This window comes from Streptomyces sp. NPDC059787, assembly GCF_042732315.1.
GTDB lineage: Bacteria > Actinomycetota > Actinomycetes > Streptomycetales > Streptomycetaceae > Streptomyces > Streptomyces atrovirens.
The window spans coordinates 1-20,974 of record NZ_JBHWHX010000082.1; the positions used below are offsets into that span (position 1 = coordinate 1).

The following is a 20,974-nucleotide window of genomic DNA, read 5'->3' on the forward strand; positions in this document are numbered from 1 at the left end:
TGGTCCCGCCCCGCCGCCCCGGCGTCCGCCCGCCCCCGGGGCGCCGGGTGCGGGGTGGGGGGCGGACGCCGAGGCGTGCCCGTACCGGAGCAGGGTGCCGTCCGTCAGCCGTGACCTCCCGGACGGGGTCCGGGAGGCGCCGTGCTGGCGCGTTCCACCAGGCGGGTCGAGAGTTCCGTGCGGGTGCTCTCCGGGCGGTGGCCGTCCATCATGCGCAGCAGCAGCCGCAGGGCCGTCGCCGCCATCTCGGACAGGGGCTGGCGGACCGTGGTCAGGGCCGGGGTGAGCCAGCGGGCCTCGGGCAGGTCGTCGTAGCCGACCACGCTCATGTCGTCCGGTACGCGCAGACCCCGCTCGGCCAGGGCCTCGTAGACGTCCAGCGCCATCCGGTCCGAGCAGACGAAGACGGCCGTGGGCGGCTCGGGCAGGTCGAGGAGTTCGCGCACGCGGTGGCCGGCCGCGCCCTCGTCGGAACCGGCGTGCCGGACGTACTCGGGGCGGTGCCGCACACCCGCCGCGGCGAGGGCCGAGCGGTAACCGGCGATCCGCGCGTCGGCGCACAGCGTGTGCCGGTGGCCGGCCACGACCGCGATGCGTTCGTGCCCCAGGGCCAGCAGGTGCTCGGTCGCCGTCACCCCGCCCCGCCAGTTCGCCGCGCCCACCGAGGCCACGCCCGCCGGCGGTTCGAGCACCGGGTCGATCATCACGAACGGGATGCGGTGCTGTCTGAGCCACGCGTACTGCGGCTCGCTCAGCTCGGCCAGGTGGAACAGCACCCCCGACGAACCCCGCAGGACGAGTTTGTCCAGCCACCCCCGCTCCGGCCGCTCCGCACGGCTGCGCGTCAGGGCCGCCGAGACGACGAGTTCGAGACCCGCGTCGTCCGCCGCCTCCTCCGCGCCGTGCAGCACCGCGCCCGACCCGGAGGTCTCCAGCGAGTGCACCACGAGGTCCACCAGGCGCGGCGCCCTCCCGCCGTCGAACCGGGGTCTCCTGATGTACCCGAGCCGGTCCAGTGCCTCGGTGACGCGGCGGCGGGTCTCGGGAGCCACGTCCTCGCGGCCGTTGACCACCTTGGACGCGGTCGGCACGGACACCCCCGCCTCACGGGCCACCACCGCCAGCGTCGGCCCGGCCGTCACGCCGGCACTCCCCGCACGGACCATCGAGCACCCACTCCTCCGATAGAAAGCGCTTCCTACTGTAGGTCCGGCACACCGGGGCGGGAAGAACCCTCACGTGCACCAGGAATACCGAGGGGCGTCGCGGTGCTCTCGTGTCACCGGCGGGTCCGGCCGGTGCGCGACGTGGCGCGGCGCGACGAAGGGCTGGTGGGCACATGACGGCAGACCGGGCGAACCCCGTGACCGGAACCCCGTACGGAGCCGTCCGCGGCCGCTGGGAGCAGGGCGTCGCCGTCTTCCGGGGCATCCCCTACGCGGCACCCCCCTTCGGCCCCCGCCGCTTCCGCCCGCCCGCTCCGCCCGAGCCCTGGGACGGCGTACGCGAGGCCGCCGCCTTCGGACCGACGGCCCCGAAACCCCCGTACTCGGAGGCCTTCGCGCAGTACCTGTCCGACCCGGCCGTCCCCGGCGACGACTGCCTCAACCTCAACGTCTGGACCCCCGACCCCGCCCCCGGCACCCGCCTCCCCGTCCTCGTGTGGCTCCACGGCGGTGCCCTGACCAGGGGCTCCTCGGCGGTCCCCGTCTACGACGGCCGCACCTTCGCCCGCGACGGCGTGGTGTTCGTGTCGGTCAACTACCGCCTCGGCGTCGAGGGCTACGGCCTCTTCCCGGACGCCCCCGCCAACCCCGGCCTGCGCGACCAGCTCGCGGCGCTGCACTGGGTCCACGAGTCGATCGGGGCCTTCGGCGGCGACCCGGACCGCATCACCCTCGGCGGCCAGTCCGCCGGAGCGATCAGCACGGGCGCGATCGTCGCGGCCCCGGGGACCCGGGGCCTGGTCCGCCGGGCCGTCCTGCAGAGCGGCCCGCCCGAGACCACGGACCGCGACAAGGTCCGCCGCATGGTCCGCCGCATGGCGAACCGCCTCAGGATCCCCGCCACCGCCGAGGCCTTCGCCGCCGTCGACCGCGGCCGACTCCTCCGCGTCCAGGCCGACATCGGCCGCCTCAGCAGCCCGATACTCGGCGGCCCCGCCTTCGGCATCGTCACCGACGGCGACCTGGTCCCGCGCGACCCCCTGGAGGCGCTCACCGACGGCGCGGCCCCCGGTGTCGGCCTCCTGACCGGCTGGACCCGCGACGAGTACCGCCTCTGGCTGGTCCCCGGCGGCCTGGTGGAACGCGTCGACCGCCTCGGCGCGGTCGCCCTCGCCGGCGCGATGGCCCGCTGCCACTGCGGCAGCGAGGTCCCGCGCGGCTACCGAGCCCTGCGCCCCGACGCCGGCACCGCCGAACTCGTCGGCCAGCTGGTCACCGACCACCTGCTCCGCGTCCCCCTGCACCGTCTCGCCGACGGCCGTCAGGACCCTTCCTACGTCTACGAGTTCGCCTGGCCCTCCCGCCGCCCCGGCATGGGCGCCTGCCACGCCCTGGAACTCGGCTTCGTCTTCGACAGCGGCGACGAGCCCGACGCCCGCAAACTCGCGGGCGGGAACGCCCCGCAGGACCTCGCCGACGCGATGCACGGAGCGTGGGTACGGTTCGTCACCGACGGCTCACCGGGCTGGGAACGCTGGGACACGCACCACCCGGTACAGGTGTACGGCGACGGCGACCCGCACGTCGAGCACGGACCCCGGGACCGCGAACTCGCCCTGTGGACCGCGGCCACCCCCGAGGACCCCGCGCCCGCCACGTCCCCCGAACTCCGCTCGGTCATACGCCGCCTGCGCCGCAGCGGCGCACTCCGCCGCGACTGACGCGGGCGTGCGGCCGGGCGGGTCCTTGTGAGGGGCAAGTCGGGCCTGTGGGCCACGAGATGCCTGGCTGCCGCCCGTCCGGGACAATCGAGGAAAGGGCCGACTCATCCTGGTCGGCCGGTTCGGTCGTACCGGGGCAGCCCTGCGAGTGAGGAGCCCAAGGTGAGTTTCGACTTGATCAACGACGCGCGACAGCACCCGGAGAACTACCCGCCGCACGGAAACTCCGCGGGCGCGACCATGACCGCGTGCGCGAGGGGTTTCGACCAGTCGCCGCAGCTGACGGACGCGGCGAACGGCCACAACCTCTTCCTGAAGGACCAGTCGAGGGACTGGGCCGTCAACGGCGACAACATGCACCGCGGCCCCAGCGGAAAACTGGTCTGGGAGTCCGGCGAGCCCATGGACCAGGCCGGCTACCGCACCTGGCGGGCGGAGAACGTGGCCGTCGGCTTCCCCACGGCGGAGGAGGCGCTGCGCTTCTGGATGCAGGACGACGAACGCTTCGGCTGGGGACACCGCAACGCCATCCTCCGCTCCGAAACCCAGGAGGCCGGCCTGGGCCACCACGAGGGCGGCCCCTGGGGCCACTACTGGACACTGGACATGGGCACGAAATAGAGGAACCCCCGTACAGCGCCGCCGTAGGGAACCGGGGTTCCGCCGGGACCGGACCAGGGGCCGTACGGGACCGGCCCCGGCCGGACCGACGGCTCCGGCCCGGCCCGGCCGGCCCCGCCTACCGGCTTGCGGGCCGCATGTCACCGTCGTACACGGTGCGGTAGTCCGGGACGACGATCCGGGTGGCCGAAGACGCCTTCCCGACCTGGGCGAGGAAGGCGTCGAGATCCATCGCCGGGTCGCGGACCGGGGAACCGCCCAGCGGCAGCTCGAAGTTGTCCCAGTGGACGGGGACGACGACACCGGGGGAGTCCAGGGCACCCAGCAGCCGGGGCACGTAGTCGTGGGTGGTGCCGGTGGCGGTGGGTACGGCGACCATCGCGAGGTCGGGACGCAGTCCCCGCACCGCCCGCTCGGAGAAGTCGCTGGCCCCCATGAGGAACGCCGACGGGCCGCGCTCTCCGGCCGTGACCTGGAAGGCCAGGGTGTCGCCCTCGGGCAGGTCCGCGATGGTGCCGGGAACCTTCGCCGGTGGGGCGTTCAGCGTGCCCGGGGCGAAGTACGCGCAGTTCTTGTTGCGGCTGTGGAGGCTGGGTACGACCTCGACGGTGATCGTGCCGATGTCCAGTACCTCACCGCCCTTCACCACGGAGATCTGTCCCGGGTCGACTCCGAGGGCGGTGAGCAGGTGGTACGTGGTCTCGGTGCCGATGACGCGGGCGCCGGTGGTCCTGGCGATGTACGGCACGTCACCGAGGTGGTCCCAGTGGGAGTGGCTCACCAGCACCAGTTCGGGACGGCCGATGTGCTCGTCCACGACGGCGGGGTCCGTTTCCAGCCGGGTCTGCGAGTCGAAACCGCCGTCGAACAGGCCGGTCCGGAAACGGGTGAGGTAGGGGTCGAAGAGCACGGTGCGGTCGCCCACGTCGATGCGCCAGCCCGCGGTGCCGAGCCAGCGGAACGACACGGAACGGGCGGCCCGGTCACCGCCCTCGTCGCGGCCGGCGGTCGCGGACGCGGTGGCCGCCGTGGCTGCCGTGGCCGGGATCAGCGGAGACGCCGCACCGAGCGCGGCGCCCCGCAGCACCGTACGGCGGTCGAGCCCGCGGCCGGGGGAGACAGCTGATCCGTCCGAGGTGTGTATGTCCTGGGTCATGGCGTCAGCAGATCAAGGGGTGAAGTCCCCTGTCCAAGACCGGAATCCGGCACTTCCGATACGCGAACGCATATGTGCCCCGGTCAGCGGCCGTCGCCGCGCAGGAAAGCCGCCGCGATTCCGGCGGCCCTGCCGATCGCCGCGTCCACCGTGGCACGGGAGGCGGTCAGATCGTGCGTGCGCGCGAACACGGCGATCGCGTAGCACTCGCCGTCCGGGTAACGGGCGACGCCCGCCTCCATGTGCAGTCCGGGCAGGGTGCCGGTCTTGGCCGCGACCGCGACGTCGTCCGGGAAACCCGACACCAGCCGGTGACGGAAGACCTGCCTGCCCATCAGGTCGCGCACGAGCGCACAGGCTTCCGGCGGACCGGCGGCATCGGTCCAGACGAGTCGGAGCAGCCGTGTGATCTCGCGGGGCGTACTGGCTGTGGTGTGGTGGGGGTCCAGTACCGCCAGCCGTCTCTTCCGCTCGTCCGGCAGGGCCGGGTAGCGCACGGCGAACTCCCTCTCGTCGCGTGCCCCGACCTCCGCGAGCATCGACTCCAGCAGGTCCCGCGGGCCGCCCACGACGCGCGTCCGGTCCAGGCCGAGTTCCTTCGCGAGCAGTCGCACGGTGTCCAGGCCGACCCGGTCCAGCAGCAGATCGGCGGCCGAGTTGTCACTGACCGACATCGCGAAGTAGGCCAGGTCGCGCAACGACAGCTCGACGTCGTCCAGGCAGCCGGCGGTGCCCCAGCCGCCGAGCCGGTCGGCCGAGGTCACCCGCACCCGCTCCCTCGGATCGAGCTGGCCGGCCACGGCCTGCCGGGCGAACTCCAGCACCAGCAGTATCTTGAAGATCGAAGCGATGACGACGGCGTCGTCGGCGCCCACGGCGACTTCACGGACACCCCGCTCGCCGTCGGTCCCCCCGGCGACCGGCGTATGCGCCCGGACGGGAACGGCGTGCAACTGCCCCCTCGTGCCCGCCTCGGCGAAGACCTGCCGGATCCGGTCCTCGATCGCTGTTCGTGTGCTCATTGCTGCTCGTCCTCGGGCATCGACGTTCCCCGTCATCGGTCGGCCGGTCCATCCCCTCAAGGCGGCTTCCGCATAGGATCGTTGATCGTGGATCTCTTGCGCCACCTGCGTCTTTTCGTCACCGTGGCCGACGAGCTGCACTTCAGCCGGGCCGCCGAGCGGCTGGGCATGGCCCAGCCGCCGCTCAGCCAGGCGATCCGCCGGCTGGAGAAGGAGCTCGGAGCCGAACTGTTCGACCGCTCACAGCGCGATGTCCGGCTCAGTGCCGCCGGAGCGGCGCTGCTGGAAGAGGCCCACGAACTCCTCGCCCGGGAGAAGAAGTTGCGTACCCTGGCCCGCCGCGCCGCCGACGGCGGCCTCGGCACCCTGCGCGCGGGCGTGCCGCCCGACACCACGGCGGCCGTACTGTCCGCGCTGCTCTCCGCCTGTGCGGAACACGCTCCGGAGCTCTCCGTCGACCTTCAGGAGGTCACCACCGTGGAGCAACTGCGGCTGCTGGCCTCCGGCGGTCTGGACGTCGGACTCGTGCACCACCCCGTCGACGCCACCGAACTACGGCTCGGCCCCGCCGTCCCACTGGACCTGGGCGTCGTCCTCCCCCGCACCTCCCCCCTGGCCCGGCTGCCGGAAGTGACGCTCGGCGACCTCTCCGGCCACGACCTGGTGCTCTTCCCCCGCGCACACGCGCCCGGCTGGTACGACCGCATCCTCGACGTGTGCCGCGCCGAGGGCTTCGTCCCCGGCCGCCTCCGCCACGCCTCCAACCCCGAGTTCCTGCTCGCCCTTGTGACGGCAGGGCACGGAGTCGCCTTCGACCAGGGACCGGCGGCCCGGAAGGAACCCCGCGTCGCCTGGTCCCCCCTGGCGGGCCGCCCCCTCACCCTGCGCATCGGCGGCGCCTGGCCCACCGGCCGCGGAGCCCACCCGGCCGCCCGCCGCTTCGCCGGACTCGCCGCCGAGGTCCTGGCCCGCCACCACACCGCCACCCTCCGGCGCGGGGGCACCGCCCACCCGCCCGACGACACCCCGCGCCCGTGGTCGGTGGTGTACGGCTGAACACCCGCACACCGGCCGCACCCCTCGTACCCCGGAACCACCACCGGACGTCGGGGGGAGGTGGTTCACTTTGTCGGTCCCCGGCCGTCGAGGCCGCCCGCCCGTATGCCGAAGGAAGCCGTTCCGATGACTGTCCCCGCTCCCATACCGCCTCCCCCCTCCACCCCGCCGGTTCCCTCCACCGGGGGCCGTGCTCCTTCCCGGTGGATCGTGGCGTCGGTGGCCGCCGTCGTCGCCGCCGGTGCGGGCATCGGCGTGGGCTGGCTGCTGTGGTCCGGCCCGGACGGCGCGGCCTCCGGGACCGGCCTCGACGACGCGGCGGCCGACGCGGCGGGCGCCTGCCAGGCGTGGGAGAGGGTCCCGGCGCTGGACAAGATGTTCGGCGACGACGACAAGGCCTCCGAGGCCTACTACAACCGCGCCGGCGGTGCCGCGGCCCTGGCCCACTCCGCGGCTCGGCTGGACCGTCGCTACGACGCTCTGGACAAGGCACTGCGGGAGATCACAAGTCGCCTGCAGACCTTCGACGTGAAGGGCGCCGAGGCGGTCGCCGCCCACGACAAGGTGAGCACCCTCTGCGCAGAGCTGGACGGCTGAACCGTCCTACAGTTCGCTGTCGCCCCACGAGACGACGTCCACGTCGTCGCCGACGGACAGGGTGCCGGTGCGGAGCACCGCGTACTTGGTCCCGCAGGCGACGCCGCCCTCGGCGGCGCGGCGGTAGCCGGCGAGGGTACGGAGCGGTTCCGGGCCCGCCTTCGCTCCCGTCTCCTGTTCGACCATGGTGACCGCGCAGCGGATGGCGAGCTTGGCGTAGCCCAGTTCGGTGTCGCCGATGCGGATGCGGTGGGCGCGGTCCTCGGTGTGCGGTTCGTCCCAGCCGTCGACCACGATGTTGGGGCGGAAGCGGTTCATCGGCAGCGCCGGGAGACCGCGTTCGGACAGCTTGCGGTTGAGCAGGCCGAGCGTGGCGCGTGAGACGACGTGCAGGGCGCAACTGTCGGCGTAGGCGGAGGTGCCGGGGGTCCTGCCGTCGGTCACCCGGTCGTGCTCCGGCGGTACGCGCACGAGCCGGCTCGGCACGCCGAGCACCTCCGTGAACCACTCGGCCGCCATGTCGCCCTGGTCGATGCCCTGGTGGACCGTCCCGAACAGGTCCACCTTCCGCCGGGCACCGGCCGTGTCCACACGGAGCTCCAGCGTTTCGAACTCCGGTGCGTGGACGGTGAGCCGGCCGCCGTCGGCGCCGACCGCCGGCCGGACCAGGGCCAGCCCGGGATCCCTGCGCTGCGTCCGCCCCACGCCCTCCTCACCGACGACCATGAAACTGCGGTCGTGCGCGAGCCCGGCGGGGGTGAGCAGCGCCTCGCGCGCCGATGTCCCGGCGCAGCCCTTGATCGGGTAGTACGTCAGCTCGACGACGCTGGCCATGGTGGTGTTTCCGTCCTGTTCCGCTGGTTGGCGACTGCATCGGTGCTCGATCCGATGAGTCTCGCAGTGTGCTGGGTCCTCTCTCATCGGACCAGTGATCATTTGTCGAAAATATCGGTCACAGATCATCACGCTATGATCACGAGAAGTTGTGATCTTCTTGTGAATCGATCTGCGAGACGCTTACGTTTCCCTCACTTTTGAATTGATCGAGTGGGGGCGTCTGTGCGTCGTTCGACGCGTTCGTTCGCTGTTGTCGTTGCTTTCGTGCTTGCTGGGCTTGCCGGCACGGAGCAGGCCGCGTTGGCGATCGGGCAGTGGCCAGGTGACAGTTCCGGTGAGAGCGCCCCGGAGCAGGGCTGGGGTTCGGCCACCGGTCGCAGTCACAAGGCACCGGCCGATGCCACGGATGCCTCGGCCACGGGCGGACGCGCAGGGGCGCTGACCGGCCGCGGAGAGTTGTCCCCGGACCAGGAACCAGGCGTCACTCGATTGCCCAACGTTCCGAGCATGCCTGAGCCCGGGCCGGCGACGCCGACCGATGTGCCCGGGACGCCCGTGCCGCAGGGGTTCGACAGCCGACGAAGCACCGAGATCAAGAGCGAGCGCGAGGAGCGCCAGCGGACTTTCCGGAATCCGGACGGTACACACACGACCCGGTTCTATACAGAGCCCGTCAACTACCGGAACAAAGACGGTGACTGGATCGCCGTCGACACCACGCTGGCACGCCAGGACGATTCCGGTCCACGCACGATGAGTGCGAGTGAGCCGGGGTGGGAGACCAACTCCACCGAGAAGGCGATCTCGTTCGCCGGATCCGCCGACGCGGACGCCGTCCTGCGGATGCAACTCGGCGATGGACTCTCGATCGGTTATGGAGTCGACGAGGCAAGCCCCTCGCCGGGCCTGGCCGACGGCAGCAAGGTCACCTATCAGGACGTGCGTCCGTACTCGGACATCGAGTTCCTCGCGGGCAGTGACTCGGTGAAGGAGACTCTGATCCTGAAGGACGAGGAAGCTCCCACCGAGTGGCGCTTCCCGCTGGATCTCCAGGGACTCACTGGCCGTCTTGACGGTCACGGAGGACTGCTCTTCGTCGACGAGGAGGGCGCCCAGCGGGCGTGGACTCCCGCCGGGTGGATGGAGGACTCCGCCTTCGCCGAGAACGCCAACGAAGGCGCGATCTCCTCGGGAGTGACGTACAGCCTCACCGAAGAGGCCGGCCGTCAGGTTCTCGTGGTGAAGCTCGACGAGGAATGGCTCAGCGATCCGGACCGTGTCTTCCCCGTGCGGGTCGACCCCTCCGTCAAGTCCATCGATGCCACCTCCGGTACCTACGTCCAGCACCCGTACAACCAGAACTTCGCCTCGGACACCGTCCTGAAGGCCGGCACGTACGACGGTGGCGACCACAAGGCCGCGGCCTTCATCCGGTTCACCGGCGTCGAGAGCACGCTCAAGAACGCCTGGGTGCTCGGCGCCAACCTGGCCCTCTACAACACCTGGTCCCAGTCGTGCACCGCGCGTCCCGTGACCGTGCACCCCATCACATCCAACTGGTCGGAGTCCACGACCACCAAGTACCCCGGTCCGTCGACCGGTTCGTCGCTGGCGTCGAAGAGCTTCGCGCACGGCTGGCGCCCCTCGGGCACGACGACGTGGTCGTGCGGACCGGCCTGGGAGAGCATCAAGCTCGGTTCCGCCGGCCGCAAGCTGGTGGACGACTGGACCCACGGCCGGAAGAAGAACTACGGCCTCGCGGTGAAGGCCTCCACCTCCGATTCCAAGGGCTGGAAGCAGTTCGGGTCCGACGACTACCCGGGCGGCAAGCCCAGCCTGGACGTGACCTGGACGAAGTACGGCGCCACGTACAAGCTCGGTGACTTCACCGCGCCGGTGACCGCCACGACCGAGGGCGTCCAGAAGGTGACGGTCACCAACCAGGGCCAGGCGACCTGGCCGAAGGACGGCAACTACAAGCTGCGGTACAACCTGTTCGACTCCGCCGGCAAGGAGATCACCGACTCGGCGAAGATCCGCTGGACCGCGATGCCCCAGGACATCTCGCCGGGCGAGAGCGTGACGCTGGACGCGAAGATCGCCCCGCTGACGCCGGCCACGTACACCGTGCAGTGGACCATGGACGACGTCGGCGTCAGCCGCTTCACCTCGGCAGGCGTACCCGGCCCGGCCATCAGACTGTCCTCGGTCAACATCCCGCCGCAACTGACGGCGGCGTCGCCCGGCAGCGGTGCCACGGTCGACTCGCTGACCCCCACCTTGTGGGCCAAGGGCACGGACGCCGACCGCTATCCGAAGGCGGAACTGCAGTACTCCTTCGAGGTGTGCGAGGTCGAGGGCAGCAACCTGCGCAAGAACTGCAGGACGGGCTCCCGCACCAGTGAGCAGCAGTGGGCGGTGCCCTCCGGCTGGCTCTCCTGGAGCAAGACCTACGCCTGGTACGCGTACGCCTACGACGGCGCCGCGACCTCCGTCCGGCCCGGCCCGGCGCTGCTGACCACGCAGGTGCCCCAGCCCACGGTCACCAGCCACCTCGGCGGCGCCGACGACAGCAAGGAGATCGGCACGCGTGCGGGCAACTACGTCACCGCCGCGACCGACGCGGCACTCACCACGGTCGGCCCCGAACTCGCGGTCACCCGTACCTACAACTCCCTCGATCCACGCCGTGACAACGCCTTCGGCAGTGGCTGGTCCACTCGCTGGGACATGCGACTACGTGAGGAGCCGGCCATGGCCACGGTCCTCGTGACCCTGTCCGACGGCTCGCAGGTGCGGTTCGGCAAGAACGCCGACGGTACCTACACCGGTCCTCCGGGAGGCTCGCTCACCCTGGTCCGTCAGTCGACCGACTGGGTACTGCGGGAACGGTCCGGAGCCACCTACCACTTCCTTTCCAGCGGTGTGCTCACCCGGATCGCGGACGTCGCGGGACGCGGGCAGACCGTCACGCACGAGACGGCCACCGGCGGCCCGGTGAAGAAGGTGACCGACGACCTGTCGGGCCGCTCCCTCTCCTTCACTTGGTCGGGCGGACGCGTCGAGTCGGTGACCACGAACGCGATCGACGCGAGCACGCCCGGCCTGAAGTGGACGTACCACTACGACGGCGACCTGCTGACGAAGGTGTGCCCGCCGTCGTCGACGACGAAGTGCACGGTGTACGAGTACGGCACCGGCTCGGTCTACCGCAGCGGTGTGCTCGACGCCGCTCCCACGTCGTACTGGCGGCTCGGCGAGAGCGAGGGCTCCGTGGCCGCCAGCGAGGCCGTCTCGCGCACCGGCCTGAACGACGCCGTCCACCGTGACACGCAACTGGGCACGGAGTCGGCGATCGCGGGCACGGCCGACACCTCGACCGGCTTCGACGGCGTCGACTCGGTGGTCGAACTGCCGGCCGACACGCTGAAGAACGCGGCCTTCCCGACTATCGAGCTGTGGTTCAGGACGAGTACGCCGTCCGGTGTCCTGGTCGGCTTCCAGGACACCGAGCTGGGTGAGAAGCCGACCTCGTGGCGGCCCGTGCTGAACATCGACGGTGAGGGCAAGCTGCGCGGCGAGTTCTATCTCACCGGAAGCCCTGGAGCCACGCCCATCGTGTCGACGCGGACCGTGACCGACGGCCAGTGGCACCATGCGGTGCTCACGGCCGGCGCGAACACCCAGACCCTCTACCTGGACGGAGCGAAGGTCGGCTCGCTGGCAGGCGCACTCACCGAACAGTCCCGCGACTACGCCTACCTCGGGGCCGGATACGGCAGTTCCGGCTGGATGGGCCTGGCGGGCGGCGAGTACCGCTTCACGGGCCAGATGGACGAAGTGGCCTTCTACGACCACACCCTGGACGCCGCCACGGTCGCCGACCACTACGCGGAGCGATCCGCGATCGGGCAGATGACGAAGGTCCTTCTGCCCTCCGGCCGGGTGCACGCGACCGCCGGATACGACCAGGTCAGTGGCAGACTCACCCAGCACACCGACGAGAACGGCGGCACCTGGAAGGTGTCGGCGCCTGCCTACTCGTCCTCTTCGTCCTCCTACGCGGAATCGGTCCAGCGAAGCGGACCCATGGGCTACTGGCGTCTGGGCGAGCGCGGCGGAGCGGCGGCCACCAGCCCCCTCGGCGACGAACTGGCCGGCAGCTACCTGGACGGCGTACGCCTGGGCAGCGCGGGCATCTTCGCCGACGGCGACGACACCGCGGCGAGCTTCACCGGCGATGGCGCGGTCGAAGTACCGGCCGAAACCATCGGTACGACGACGGCGATGTCGCTGGAACTGTGGTTCAGGACCTCCGGCCCGGGTGTCCTGGTCACCAACCAGGACGCCGAGTTCGGAGACACCCCGACCGGCTGGCGGCCCATGCTGCTGATCGACGACGACGGGAAACTGCGCGGCAGGTTCTGGGGCACGGGACAGAGCCTGCTGTCCAAGCAGGCCGTCACGGACAACAAGTGGCACCACGTACTGCTCACCGGCAACGAGGGCATGCAGGCGCTGTTCGTGGACGGCAGCCACCAGGGCAGTCTGGCGACGGGCGTCGTCGCGGGCCGGTACCCCCACGTACTCATCGGCGGCGGCTACTCCTCGGTCAGCTGGGACGGCAAGGACGAGGGCTACCGCAACTTCACGGGACAGATCGACGAAGTCGCCTTCTACGACAAGGCGTTGGTGACGTTCACCAAGAAGGCGGGCTCCACCACGTGGTCCTACGTCCCGCCCGGCCCCGGCCAGACCGACACACCCAACCAGCACATCCAGGCCCGCCGGAGTCTCGTAGCGGGCAGAGGAGACCAGTACGGCGGTGTCACGGTCGCGGACGCCCCCGCCGCGTACTGGCGGCTCGGGGAAGGTGACGGCACCGCGCTGCCCAGCGAGGTCGGCGGCCCCGGCATGTACGCCACCTTCCGCCCCGACACGACCGACGCGTCCAAGCTCGACCAATCGGGGATATTCGGTGCCGGTGACGACCGCGCGGTGACCCTCGGCAAGGGCGGGACCGTCGAGGTACCCGGCTCGATCCTCGCCGGAACCACCGACCTGTCCGCCGAGATGTGGTTCCGCACCACCAAACCGTCGGCGGTACTACTGGGCTTCCAGAACGCCCCCGTCGGACAGACCCCGACCTCGTGGCGGCCGGCCCTCAACATCGACGGTTCCGGCAAGCTGCGCGGCGAGTTCTACCTCTCCGGAGTCTCAGGAGCGACGCCCATCGTCTCCTCCCAGACGGTCACCGACGGCGACTGGCACCACGTCGTGCTCTCCGGTTCCGGCACCACTCAGACCCTCTACCTGGACGGCGTCAAGGTGGGCTCGCTCGACGGCACCATCACCGACCAGTCGCGCCCCTATGTGTACGTCGGCGGCGGCTATGGCAGCTCGGGCTGGATGGGCCTGGCCGGGGGCACGTACTACCTGGACGGACAGGTGGACGAGGTCGCCCTGTACCGCAGCGCGTTGACCGCCGACCAGGTGTCCGCCCACTACCGGGCCCAGTCCGAGGCAGCGGCGTCGGGTCTGACCGCCACCGTCACGGTCACGGACCCCGAACAGCACACCAGCACCACCAGTTACGACTCCCTGCGCGGACAGCGCACGGTGTCGAGCAAGGACGCCACGGGTGCGGTCACGGCGTACGCCTATGACACCGCGGGCAACCTGCACACGGTCACCGACGCCAACGGGCACGCCACGGTCACCGGCCACGACGCGCGCGGCAACGTCGTGTCGACCACGACCTGCCGGGACGCGGACTCGTGCTGGACGAGCTTCTCGTCGTACCACCACAACGAGAGTGACCCGCTCGACCCGCGCAACGACAAGCCACTGACCTACCGAGACCCGCGTTCGACCGACCACAAGGACACCCGCTACCGCACCGAGTACACCTACAACTCCCTGGGGCTGCCCACCACCACGGTGCGCCCGGACAACACCATTGCCTCCACCGCCTACACCACCGGCAGTGAAGCCGCGGTGGGCGGCGGCACGGTCCCGGCCGGTCTGGTGCTCAAGCAGACCACCCCGGGCGGCGCACAGACGTCCTACCGGTACCACGCCAACGGTGACCTGGCCGAGGTGACCTCCCCGTCCGGGCTCGTCATGGCGTACACGTACGACGGGCTGGGGCGTAAGACCTCCGAGCGGCAGGTCTCCGACGCGCACCCGACCGGTGTCACCACGTCGTACGGCTACGACACGGCCTCACGCGTCGTCACCGAGACCGGCGCGGGCGTGAAGAACGAGATCACCGGAACCACCCACACCGCGAAGATCAGCCGCACCTATGACGAGGACGGCAACCTGCTGTCCGAGACGGTTGAGGACACCACGGGAGGAGACCCCGCCCGTACCACGGCCTACCACTACAACCCGCACGGCTTGAACGACAGCGTCACCGACGCCGAGCAGAACACCACTCTGTTCGAGCACGATGCCTTCGGCCGTGTCACCGGCACCACCGACCCGGCGGGTACGCACATGACGTACACCTACACCGCCCGTGGTCAGCACGCCACCACAGTCCTGGACGACTGGACCGGTGATCCCTCGGGCACCGTACGGGACCTGACCGTGGTCTCCAACGCCTACGACCCGGCCGGCCGCCTGGCTTCGGCCACGGACGCCATGGGCGCCACCACCGCCTACACCTACTTCGACGACGGTCTGCCCGCCTCCACCACCGCCAAGCAGGTCACACAGTCCGACGCCGGCCGACACGACATCGTCATGGAAGCCAACACCTACGACCCGGCCGGCAACCTCACCAAGCAGGTCACCGGCGGCGGCACTACCACGGAGACGTTCACCGTGGACGCCCTGGGCCGCACCAAAGCCAGCATCCTCGACCCGGGCGGCCTGAACCGCACCAGCACGTACGCCTACGACGGGGACGACCGGATCACGGAGCAGACGCAGTCGATCACCGGTGACAAGAAGCTCACGACGACAGCGGAGTACGACCCCGCCGGCAACGTGACGAAGGAAACGGTCACCGACGGCACGAGCACCCACACGACCACGCGCACCTATGACGACCGCGGCCTGCCGCTGACCTCCGTGAGCCCGCGCGGCAACACCGCCGACGCGGATCCCGCGGCACACACCGTCACCTACCGGTACGACGAACTGGGCCGCCTGGTGGCGGAATCCGCCCCGGAGGTGAAGGCCGAGGAGAACGGCCAGGCCCCCGCCACGGTCAAACCCACCGTCCTGACCGGGTACAACACCTTCGGCGAGGCCACCGAGGTCAAGGACGCCCACGGCCGGATCACCCGTACCGAAGTCGACCTCCTCGGCCGCACGACCGCCGTGACCCTGCCCGACTACAGCCCGCCCGGCGTCGCGGCACCCCTGACCGCCACCACCCGTACCACCTACAACCCGCTCGGCCTGCCGCAGTCCGTCACAGATCCACTGGGCCGCGTCACCCGCTACGGCTACGACCAGCTCGGTCAACTCACCAGCCGGACAGACCCCGTCGCCGACGCGGCTGCCACCCTGGCGGCGATGGAGAGCAACGGTCCGGACCTGCTCGTCTCCCCGAGCGTGGACGGCGGCGGCGTGACCCGTCACACCTGGACCCCCACCGGACTCCAGCTGTCGGTCACCGACCCCACCGGCGCCCGCACCGAGGCCACCTACGACGAACTCGGCCGGCAGCTCACCGCGACCACCGTCGAGCGCTTTCCCGAGCCACAGAACCTCATCAGCCGCTACACCTGGGACGACGTGGGCAACCAGATCGCGTCGGCCAGCCCCGCCGACCGGGTCACGTCCGCCACCTACAACCCGGCGGGCGAGGTCCTGTCGGTGACCGACGCGGCGGGCACCACCCGGTTCGCCTACGACGGCCTCGGCCGCCGGACCTCCACCACCGACGCGACCGACCGCACCACCAGGACCGCATACGACACCCTCGGCAACGCGACCGCCGTCACCGACTACGGCACCGGCAGCACGGCACTGCGCACCGTGGAGGCCGAGTTCGACGCGGACGGCAACCGCACCGCCGTGATCTCCGCGGAGACCAAGGCCCGCACGACCTACACCTACGACGCGCTCGGCCGTACGACCAAGCAGGTCGAACCGGTCTCCGACAGCGAGTCGATCACCACCACCTTCGGCTACGACGCGGCGGGCAACCGCACCCGGTTGACGGACGGACGGGGGAACACCACCGTCTACACCTTCAACAGCTGGGGCCTGCCCGAATCCACGATCGAGCCGGCCACCACCGCGCACCCGAACGCCGTGGACCGCACCTGGACGACCGTCTACGACAAGGCCGGCCAGGCCGTCACCGAGCTGTTGCCCGGAGGAGTCAAGCGCGAGCGCACCTATGACGGCCTGGGCCGCCTCACCCACGAGACCGGCACCGGTGCCGAAGCGGCCACCACCGACCGCACCCTGGGCTACGACCTCGCGGGCCGCCTCACCTCCGTCGGTTCTTCCGAGCCGCTCAACCCGAACACCTACACCTACAACGACCGCGGACAGCTCCTGACCGCGGACGGCCCTGGCGGCGCCGTGAGCTACACCTACGACGCCGACGGCAACATGACCGAGCGGTCGGACACCAAGAACGTGACCAGCTACGGCTATGACTCGGCAGGCCGGCTGGAGTGGCTCTGGAACCAGATGACCGGTGCGGACATCTGGTACGAGTGGGACGCCGTCGGGCGACCGGTCATGGAGCAGTACGCGATCCAGCCGGAGGGGTCCACCGAGTGGGTGGAATCGGCCCGGCGGAGCTACGGCTACGACAGCCTGGGGCGTCTCACCGACGACATCATCACCACCCCCGACGAGTCGACCGGCATCGCGACCACCACCTACGCCTACGACCTGGACGACCGGCTGACCTGGAAGGGAACCGCCGGCACGGCCGGAGCCGGCGAACACGTCTACGGTTACGACCAGGCAGGACGCCTGTCGTACTGGACCGGCGGAGACCGGACCACCCACTACGAGTGGGACGCGGCCGGCAACCGGGTCAAGGCCGGATCGGCCACGGCGACCTACGACGAACGCAACCGCCTGCTCGATGACGGCACTTCGACGTACCGCCACACCCCGCGCGGCACGCTCAGCACGGTCGGGACGGGAACCGATTCCCGATCGCTCACCTTCGACGCCTTCGAACGGAAGGTGACGGACGGGGCGTCGACGTACACCTACGACTCGCTCGACCGTGTCGCCGGGAACGGCTCCACCGCATTCCGCTACGACGGCGGCTCCAACAACCTCCTCGGTGACGGCACCACGGACTACAGCCGCACACCGGGCGGCTCCCTGCTCGCCAGCACCGATGGCACCACCCCTCAGTGGTCCATCACCGACCAGCACACCGACCTCGTCGCGGGCCTGTCCGTCGACGGCACCGAGGTCACCGGCTCCACGGCCTACGGCCCCTTCGGCACGAAGACCACCACCGAGGGCGACATGCCCGCCGTCGGCTACCAGTCCGGCTGGACCGACCCCGACAGCGGTGACGTCAACATGGCGGCCCGCTGGTACCAGCCGGGCACGGGTGGCTTCGCCTCCCGCGACACCTGGCTGCTCGATCCTGTGCCGTCGGTACAGGCCAACCGTTACGTCTACGGCAATGCCGATCCGGTGAACGCAACCGATCCCAGCGGGCATTTTGTGCCCTGCGCGACCCCCGTGACCGCACCGGTATGCGTCGGCGCGGGTGCTGGAGCGTCATTTGGCCCAGCAGGCGTGGCCGCAGGGGCCGCCGGCGGCCTCGGATTCGTCATCGGCTATTTCGGGCATGAGTGGTGGTCAAGCTCATCAACCTCCAGCCACTTCTCTTATATAGGTCCAGGACCGCTCTCTTCCCTTGACTACGGTGGTGGCCTCGCCGACGCCCTGGCGAATCAGGCCAGTCTGTTTGATGGCCCGTCGGCCGGATGGTCGGGGCTTGTGGACACGGGATACGACTACACGCCGGGTCCCCGCAGATCCACGCCGACTGCTCCCGAAGGCTGCCGCTACAACTGTGTCATCAAGCCCCCGAAACCGCCCGTCGACCAGAATCCCAACAATGGACCACATCCCGTCCCCGCAACGGCGCGGCCCAAGGTCAAGCCGGAGTGGGCCGATGAAATGTGGACGGGCGTCCAGGAGGTAAGCGTCACCGTCGCGGCTCAAGCCATGGCGAACCTGGCAGCGGCGGCGATCTTCACCCCGACCGTCTACAAGGGGAAGGCCCTCTACCCGTTCCCCGATGCGAAGGACAAACCGGGCGGCGGCAATCGTTGGCGTAAACGCAAGGACAAGAAGTGCGATGACGGTCCCGGAAAGAGTGCGACCGGGCATGTTACTTACCTGCCGCGTGAGCGTTACTACGACACGTTCAGCAATCGGGAAGAGTGTCGCGCCACTGGTGTCTTCGGGATCGTCGATCAAAAGGACTTGACGACGAAGGCACACCCCGGGCCCGGGACCAGTACGGGAACAAGCAAGCGGCCGCCAGGATACGAAGAGCTTAGAAGTCAGGGAGGGGATCCGGAGAACGGGCACCTCCAGCCGAAGCTTGCCGGCGGCGACGGAAGGGATCTTCGAAATCTCGTGCCCCAATATGCGCGTACTAATAGCCCGTACATCAGGGATGGAGTCGAGAAAGACATCCGTACGTCACTCGAAGCAGGCCGCAAGGTGGCTCTGTACATCAACCCGTACTATGGGAACGTGAACTCTGGCATACCTACGCGGATTGAGTACAATTATGCGGATTTGGGTACAGGGGTGACTAAGCATTGTGTAATTCATCCGTCTTCCACGGGTGGCCGGACCACAGGTTCTGCTAACTGTCCGAAATAGCTTCCAGAGGTGACAATGTCGCACAACTTCACCGACTCAGTGATTCGCATGCTCGGGGAGGTGCGGGTTGTTCCCGCACCCGCCGCGACGTGGGGCGAGCTCGAGAGAGAATTGGGTGTTCGGTTGCCCGATGATTACAAGGAAATTCTTGGCAGGTATGCCCCGATTCAGCTGAACGGTCACCTCTTTTTGAAACATCCTTCCACTCCTCGGTGGAACTTGGGTCGATGGATGGAGGAAACGGTTCAAGCATTCTCCCGCAGCGACTTGACAGACTTGGAGCGTTTGGGGTTCATCGGTCCCATTTTCGGTGCCCCATCCGGCCTGATTCCGCTGCTTAACACCGATCGTGGAGAGGATCTTTTCGGAGCGGTCGAGGAAGATACGGGGAAATGGAGGCTCTTCTCCTGTGACGGCGATGAGGCGTTGTACTACGAGTACAACATGTCGTTCTCTGAATGGCTCTATCGATATCTAATCGGTGAGGACATGTTCGGTCCGGGCAGTGGTGTCTTCTATCCTGGACCGATTGTTTTCGAGAGTATGCCGATGAGTGGGACGGAGCGCTCGGTCAAGTGGAAAGGCCCTGAACGCGGCATGTGAGAATCCCTGTCTTTCTCGGAGACGTTCGCGACCGTGAGCGTCCCCGGAAGGGCGTGTCGGCACCGTGTCGTACGGTCACGTTGTGATGTCGCGACCTACGGGGCAAGTTGCGGGTCCTTACGATGCTGCTTTCTTGCCACGGCTGCAGATGATCTTCCGGGAGCCCGCAGGGCCGGTGGCGCAGCCTGTGACCAAGTTCGGCGGGCAGCCGGTGTGGCTCGAGGAGCCGGCGTGGCCGGTGGAGCCGCGGACAGGGGAGCCGCTGATGTTCGTGGGCCAATTCCGGGTGCCGGGGGAAGAACTGCGTCTGGCCTACCTGTTCCTGGACGTGGAGGAGGGCGGTCTGGATCCGAACCGCGGGGATGCGGTCGTGCTCGTCCAGCCTGGTGGAAGGGTCCCTTCCTTCGCGGTGATCGGGCCGCCGCACACCCAGGGGCCCACGCTGTGGCGCTGGAACGAGGATGAGGAGGAGATCCCCGCCGAGTGGCTCGTCGACCTGGCTCCTGTGTCGCCGGAACTGGACGCGGAGGCGGATGATCACGCCGCATGGTCGCGGTACATGCGTCATGAGGGCCCGGAAGTGGACCTGCCGTCTGGGCCAGGTCCTCGTGACTTTCTGGGCGGTGCCCCGGTACTGCCCAACAACTCGGTCAGGGACCTCGATGACGGCTCCTGGCAGTTCCTCTGCCAGTTCACCGATCGGGGCGAGTGTCCGGGCGACCCGTTCTTCATCAACTTCGGTTACGGCAGCGGCTTCGTCTTCCTCAGCCCCGACCACCTCGAGGGCCGGTTCATGTCCGACTGCAGTTGACCCGGCACGGCACTGGCGGGCCGGCCAGGGCTGTGCCGCATGTCAGGCCGAGGCTGTCGTCCTGGACGGCATGCAAGAGAGGATCAATCTGTAATCGGCCAACTGGTGGATACAGTTGTGCGGAAAGGACATCCGGTGGACCTCTCTCGAATCGGTGAATTTCTGGGGGCGCCGTCGGTCAACGGTGATGTGAACCGTGACTGGGAGGAAACGGAGCGGCTCTACGGGGCCGTACTGCCCACGGACTACAAACAGTTCGTCTCAGCGTACGGGCCCGGATGCATCAACGAACAGCTCTATATCTTCCACCCTCGTGCGGCGGGGGGGTGCCCCTATTGGTTTCGTCAACCTGTTGGGGCGGGTTGGGGTTCGTAGAAGGTTCCGTCGCGGAGCATCGCGAAGAGCACGTCGGCTCGTCGTCTTGCGAGGCAGAGGAGGGCTTGGGTGTTTGTGTCCTGAACGCGGAAAGGGATCTGTTTGTAGGGCAATCCCTGGAAGCGATGCTGTGCGAGAGATGAAGGTATGGCCCTTCGAAG

General features: G+C 69.4%; 11 protein-coding genes. 7 read left to right on the forward strand and 4 right to left on the reverse strand.

All coding sequences use genetic code 11. The annotated features are described in order from the left end of the window. Positions 1 to 104: 104 nt before the first annotated feature. Positions 105 to 1,166, reverse strand: coding sequence for a LacI family DNA-binding transcriptional regulator (locus ACFV5H_RS36790; protein ID WP_385199066.1), 1,062 nt, complete (start codon positions 1,164 to 1,166; stop codon positions 105 to 107). Positions 1,167 to 1,339: 173 nt separating this feature from the next. On the opposite strand from ACFV5H_RS36790, the gene ACFV5H_RS36795 reads away from it, so the two are divergent. Together ACFV5H_RS36795 and ACFV5H_RS36800 are read left to right on the forward strand one after the other, a co-directional pair. Beyond that, positions 1,340 to 2,887: a carboxylesterase/lipase family protein gene (locus ACFV5H_RS36795; protein ID WP_385199067.1), complete on the forward strand. Its 1,548-nt coding sequence runs from the start codon at positions 1,340 to 1,342 to the stop codon at positions 2,885 to 2,887. A 162-nt stretch (positions 2,888 to 3,049) separates the two neighbouring features. Further along, complete coding sequence (locus tag ACFV5H_RS36800; RefSeq protein WP_385050620.1) at positions 3,050 to 3,508, forward strand: CAP domain-containing protein; 459 nt, start codon at positions 3,050 to 3,052, stop codon at positions 3,506 to 3,508. A gap of 118 nt (positions 3,509 to 3,626) precedes the next feature. On the opposite strand, the gene ACFV5H_RS36805 is transcribed toward ACFV5H_RS36800, so the two are convergent. Together ACFV5H_RS36805 and ACFV5H_RS36810 are read right to left on the reverse strand one after the other, a co-directional pair. Next, positions 3,627 to 4,664 carry an MBL fold metallo-hydrolase gene (locus ACFV5H_RS36805; protein ID WP_385199068.1) on the reverse strand — a complete coding sequence of 346 codons (1,038 nt, stop codon included), beginning with the start codon at positions 4,662 to 4,664 and terminating at the stop codon, positions 3,627 to 3,629. Between the two features lie 83 nt (positions 4,665 to 4,747). After that, complete coding sequence (locus ACFV5H_RS36810; RefSeq protein WP_385199069.1) at positions 4,748 to 5,686, reverse strand: serine hydrolase; 939 nt, start codon at positions 5,684 to 5,686, stop codon at positions 4,748 to 4,750. An 87-nt stretch (positions 5,687 to 5,773) separates the two neighbouring features. Here ACFV5H_RS36810 and ACFV5H_RS36815 point away from each other — a divergent pair, with 87 nt between their 5' ends. Then, entirely contained in the window at positions 5,774 to 6,742 is a 969-nt protein-coding gene (locus ACFV5H_RS36815; RefSeq protein WP_385199070.1) for a LysR family transcriptional regulator, read from the forward strand. Positions 6,743 to 6,868: 126 nt separating this feature from the next. Then, positions 6,869 to 7,339, forward strand: coding sequence for a hypothetical protein (locus ACFV5H_RS36820; RefSeq protein WP_385199071.1), 471 nt, complete (start codon positions 6,869 to 6,871; stop codon positions 7,337 to 7,339). Between the two features lie 6 nt (positions 7,340 to 7,345). Here the strand turns inward: ACFV5H_RS36820 and ACFV5H_RS36825 are convergent, their stop codons facing one another. Further along, complete coding sequence (locus tag ACFV5H_RS36825) at positions 7,346 to 8,173, reverse strand: MOSC domain-containing protein (protein WP_385199072.1); 828 nt, start codon at positions 8,171 to 8,173, stop codon at positions 7,346 to 7,348. Positions 8,174 to 8,683: 510 nt separating this feature from the next. Here ACFV5H_RS36825 and ACFV5H_RS36830 point away from each other — a divergent pair. The 3 genes from ACFV5H_RS36830 to ACFV5H_RS36840 all read left to right on the forward strand — a co-directional run bounded on the left by ACFV5H_RS36830 (position 8,684) and on the right by ACFV5H_RS36840 (position 20,438). Then, positions 8,684 to 19,024, forward strand: coding sequence for a LamG-like jellyroll fold domain-containing protein (locus ACFV5H_RS36830; protein WP_385199074.1), 10,341 nt, complete (start codon positions 8,684 to 8,686; stop codon positions 19,022 to 19,024). Positions 19,025 to 19,039: 15 nt separating this feature from the next. Then, entirely contained in the window at positions 19,040 to 19,627 is a 588-nt protein-coding gene (locus ACFV5H_RS36835; protein WP_385199076.1) for an SMI1/KNR4 family protein, read from the forward strand. Between the two features lie 133 nt (positions 19,628 to 19,760). Beyond that, the gene (locus ACFV5H_RS36840; RefSeq protein WP_385199075.1) at positions 19,761 to 20,438 is read left to right on the forward strand and encodes a hypothetical protein; all 678 of its coding nucleotides are present in this window, start codon (positions 19,761 to 19,763) and stop codon (positions 20,436 to 20,438) included. The last annotated feature ends 536 nt before the right edge of the window (positions 20,439 to 20,974 follow it).

Excerpts from the sequence above, each read along its gene's own strand:
- ACFV5H_RS36825 (WP_385199072.1), bottom strand. The coding sequence starts at position 8,173 with ATGGCCAGCGTCGTCGAGCTGACGTACTACCCGATCAAGGGCTGCGCC.
- ACFV5H_RS36805 (WP_385199068.1), bottom strand. The coding sequence starts at position 4,664 with ATGACCCAGGACATACACACCTCGGACGGATCAGCTGTCTCCCCCGGC.
- ACFV5H_RS36835 (WP_385199076.1), top strand. The coding sequence starts at position 19,040 with ATGTCGCACAACTTCACCGACTCAGTGATTCGCATGCTCGGGGAGGTG.
- ACFV5H_RS36795 (WP_385199067.1), top strand. The coding sequence starts at position 1,340 with ATGACGGCAGACCGGGCGAACCCCGTGACCGGAACCCCGTACGGAGCC.
- ACFV5H_RS36790 (WP_385199066.1), bottom strand. The coding sequence starts at position 1,166 with ATGGTCCGTGCGGGGAGTGCCGGCGTGACGGCCGGGCCGACGCTGGCG.
- ACFV5H_RS36820 (WP_385199071.1), top strand. The coding sequence starts at position 6,869 with ATGACTGTCCCCGCTCCCATACCGCCTCCCCCCTCCACCCCGCCGGTT.
- ACFV5H_RS36830 (WP_385199074.1), top strand. The coding sequence starts at position 8,684 with ATGCCTGAGCCCGGGCCGGCGACGCCGACCGATGTGCCCGGGACGCCC.
- ACFV5H_RS36810 (WP_385199069.1), bottom strand. The coding sequence starts at position 5,686 with ATGAGCACACGAACAGCGATCGAGGACCGGATCCGGCAGGTCTTCGCC.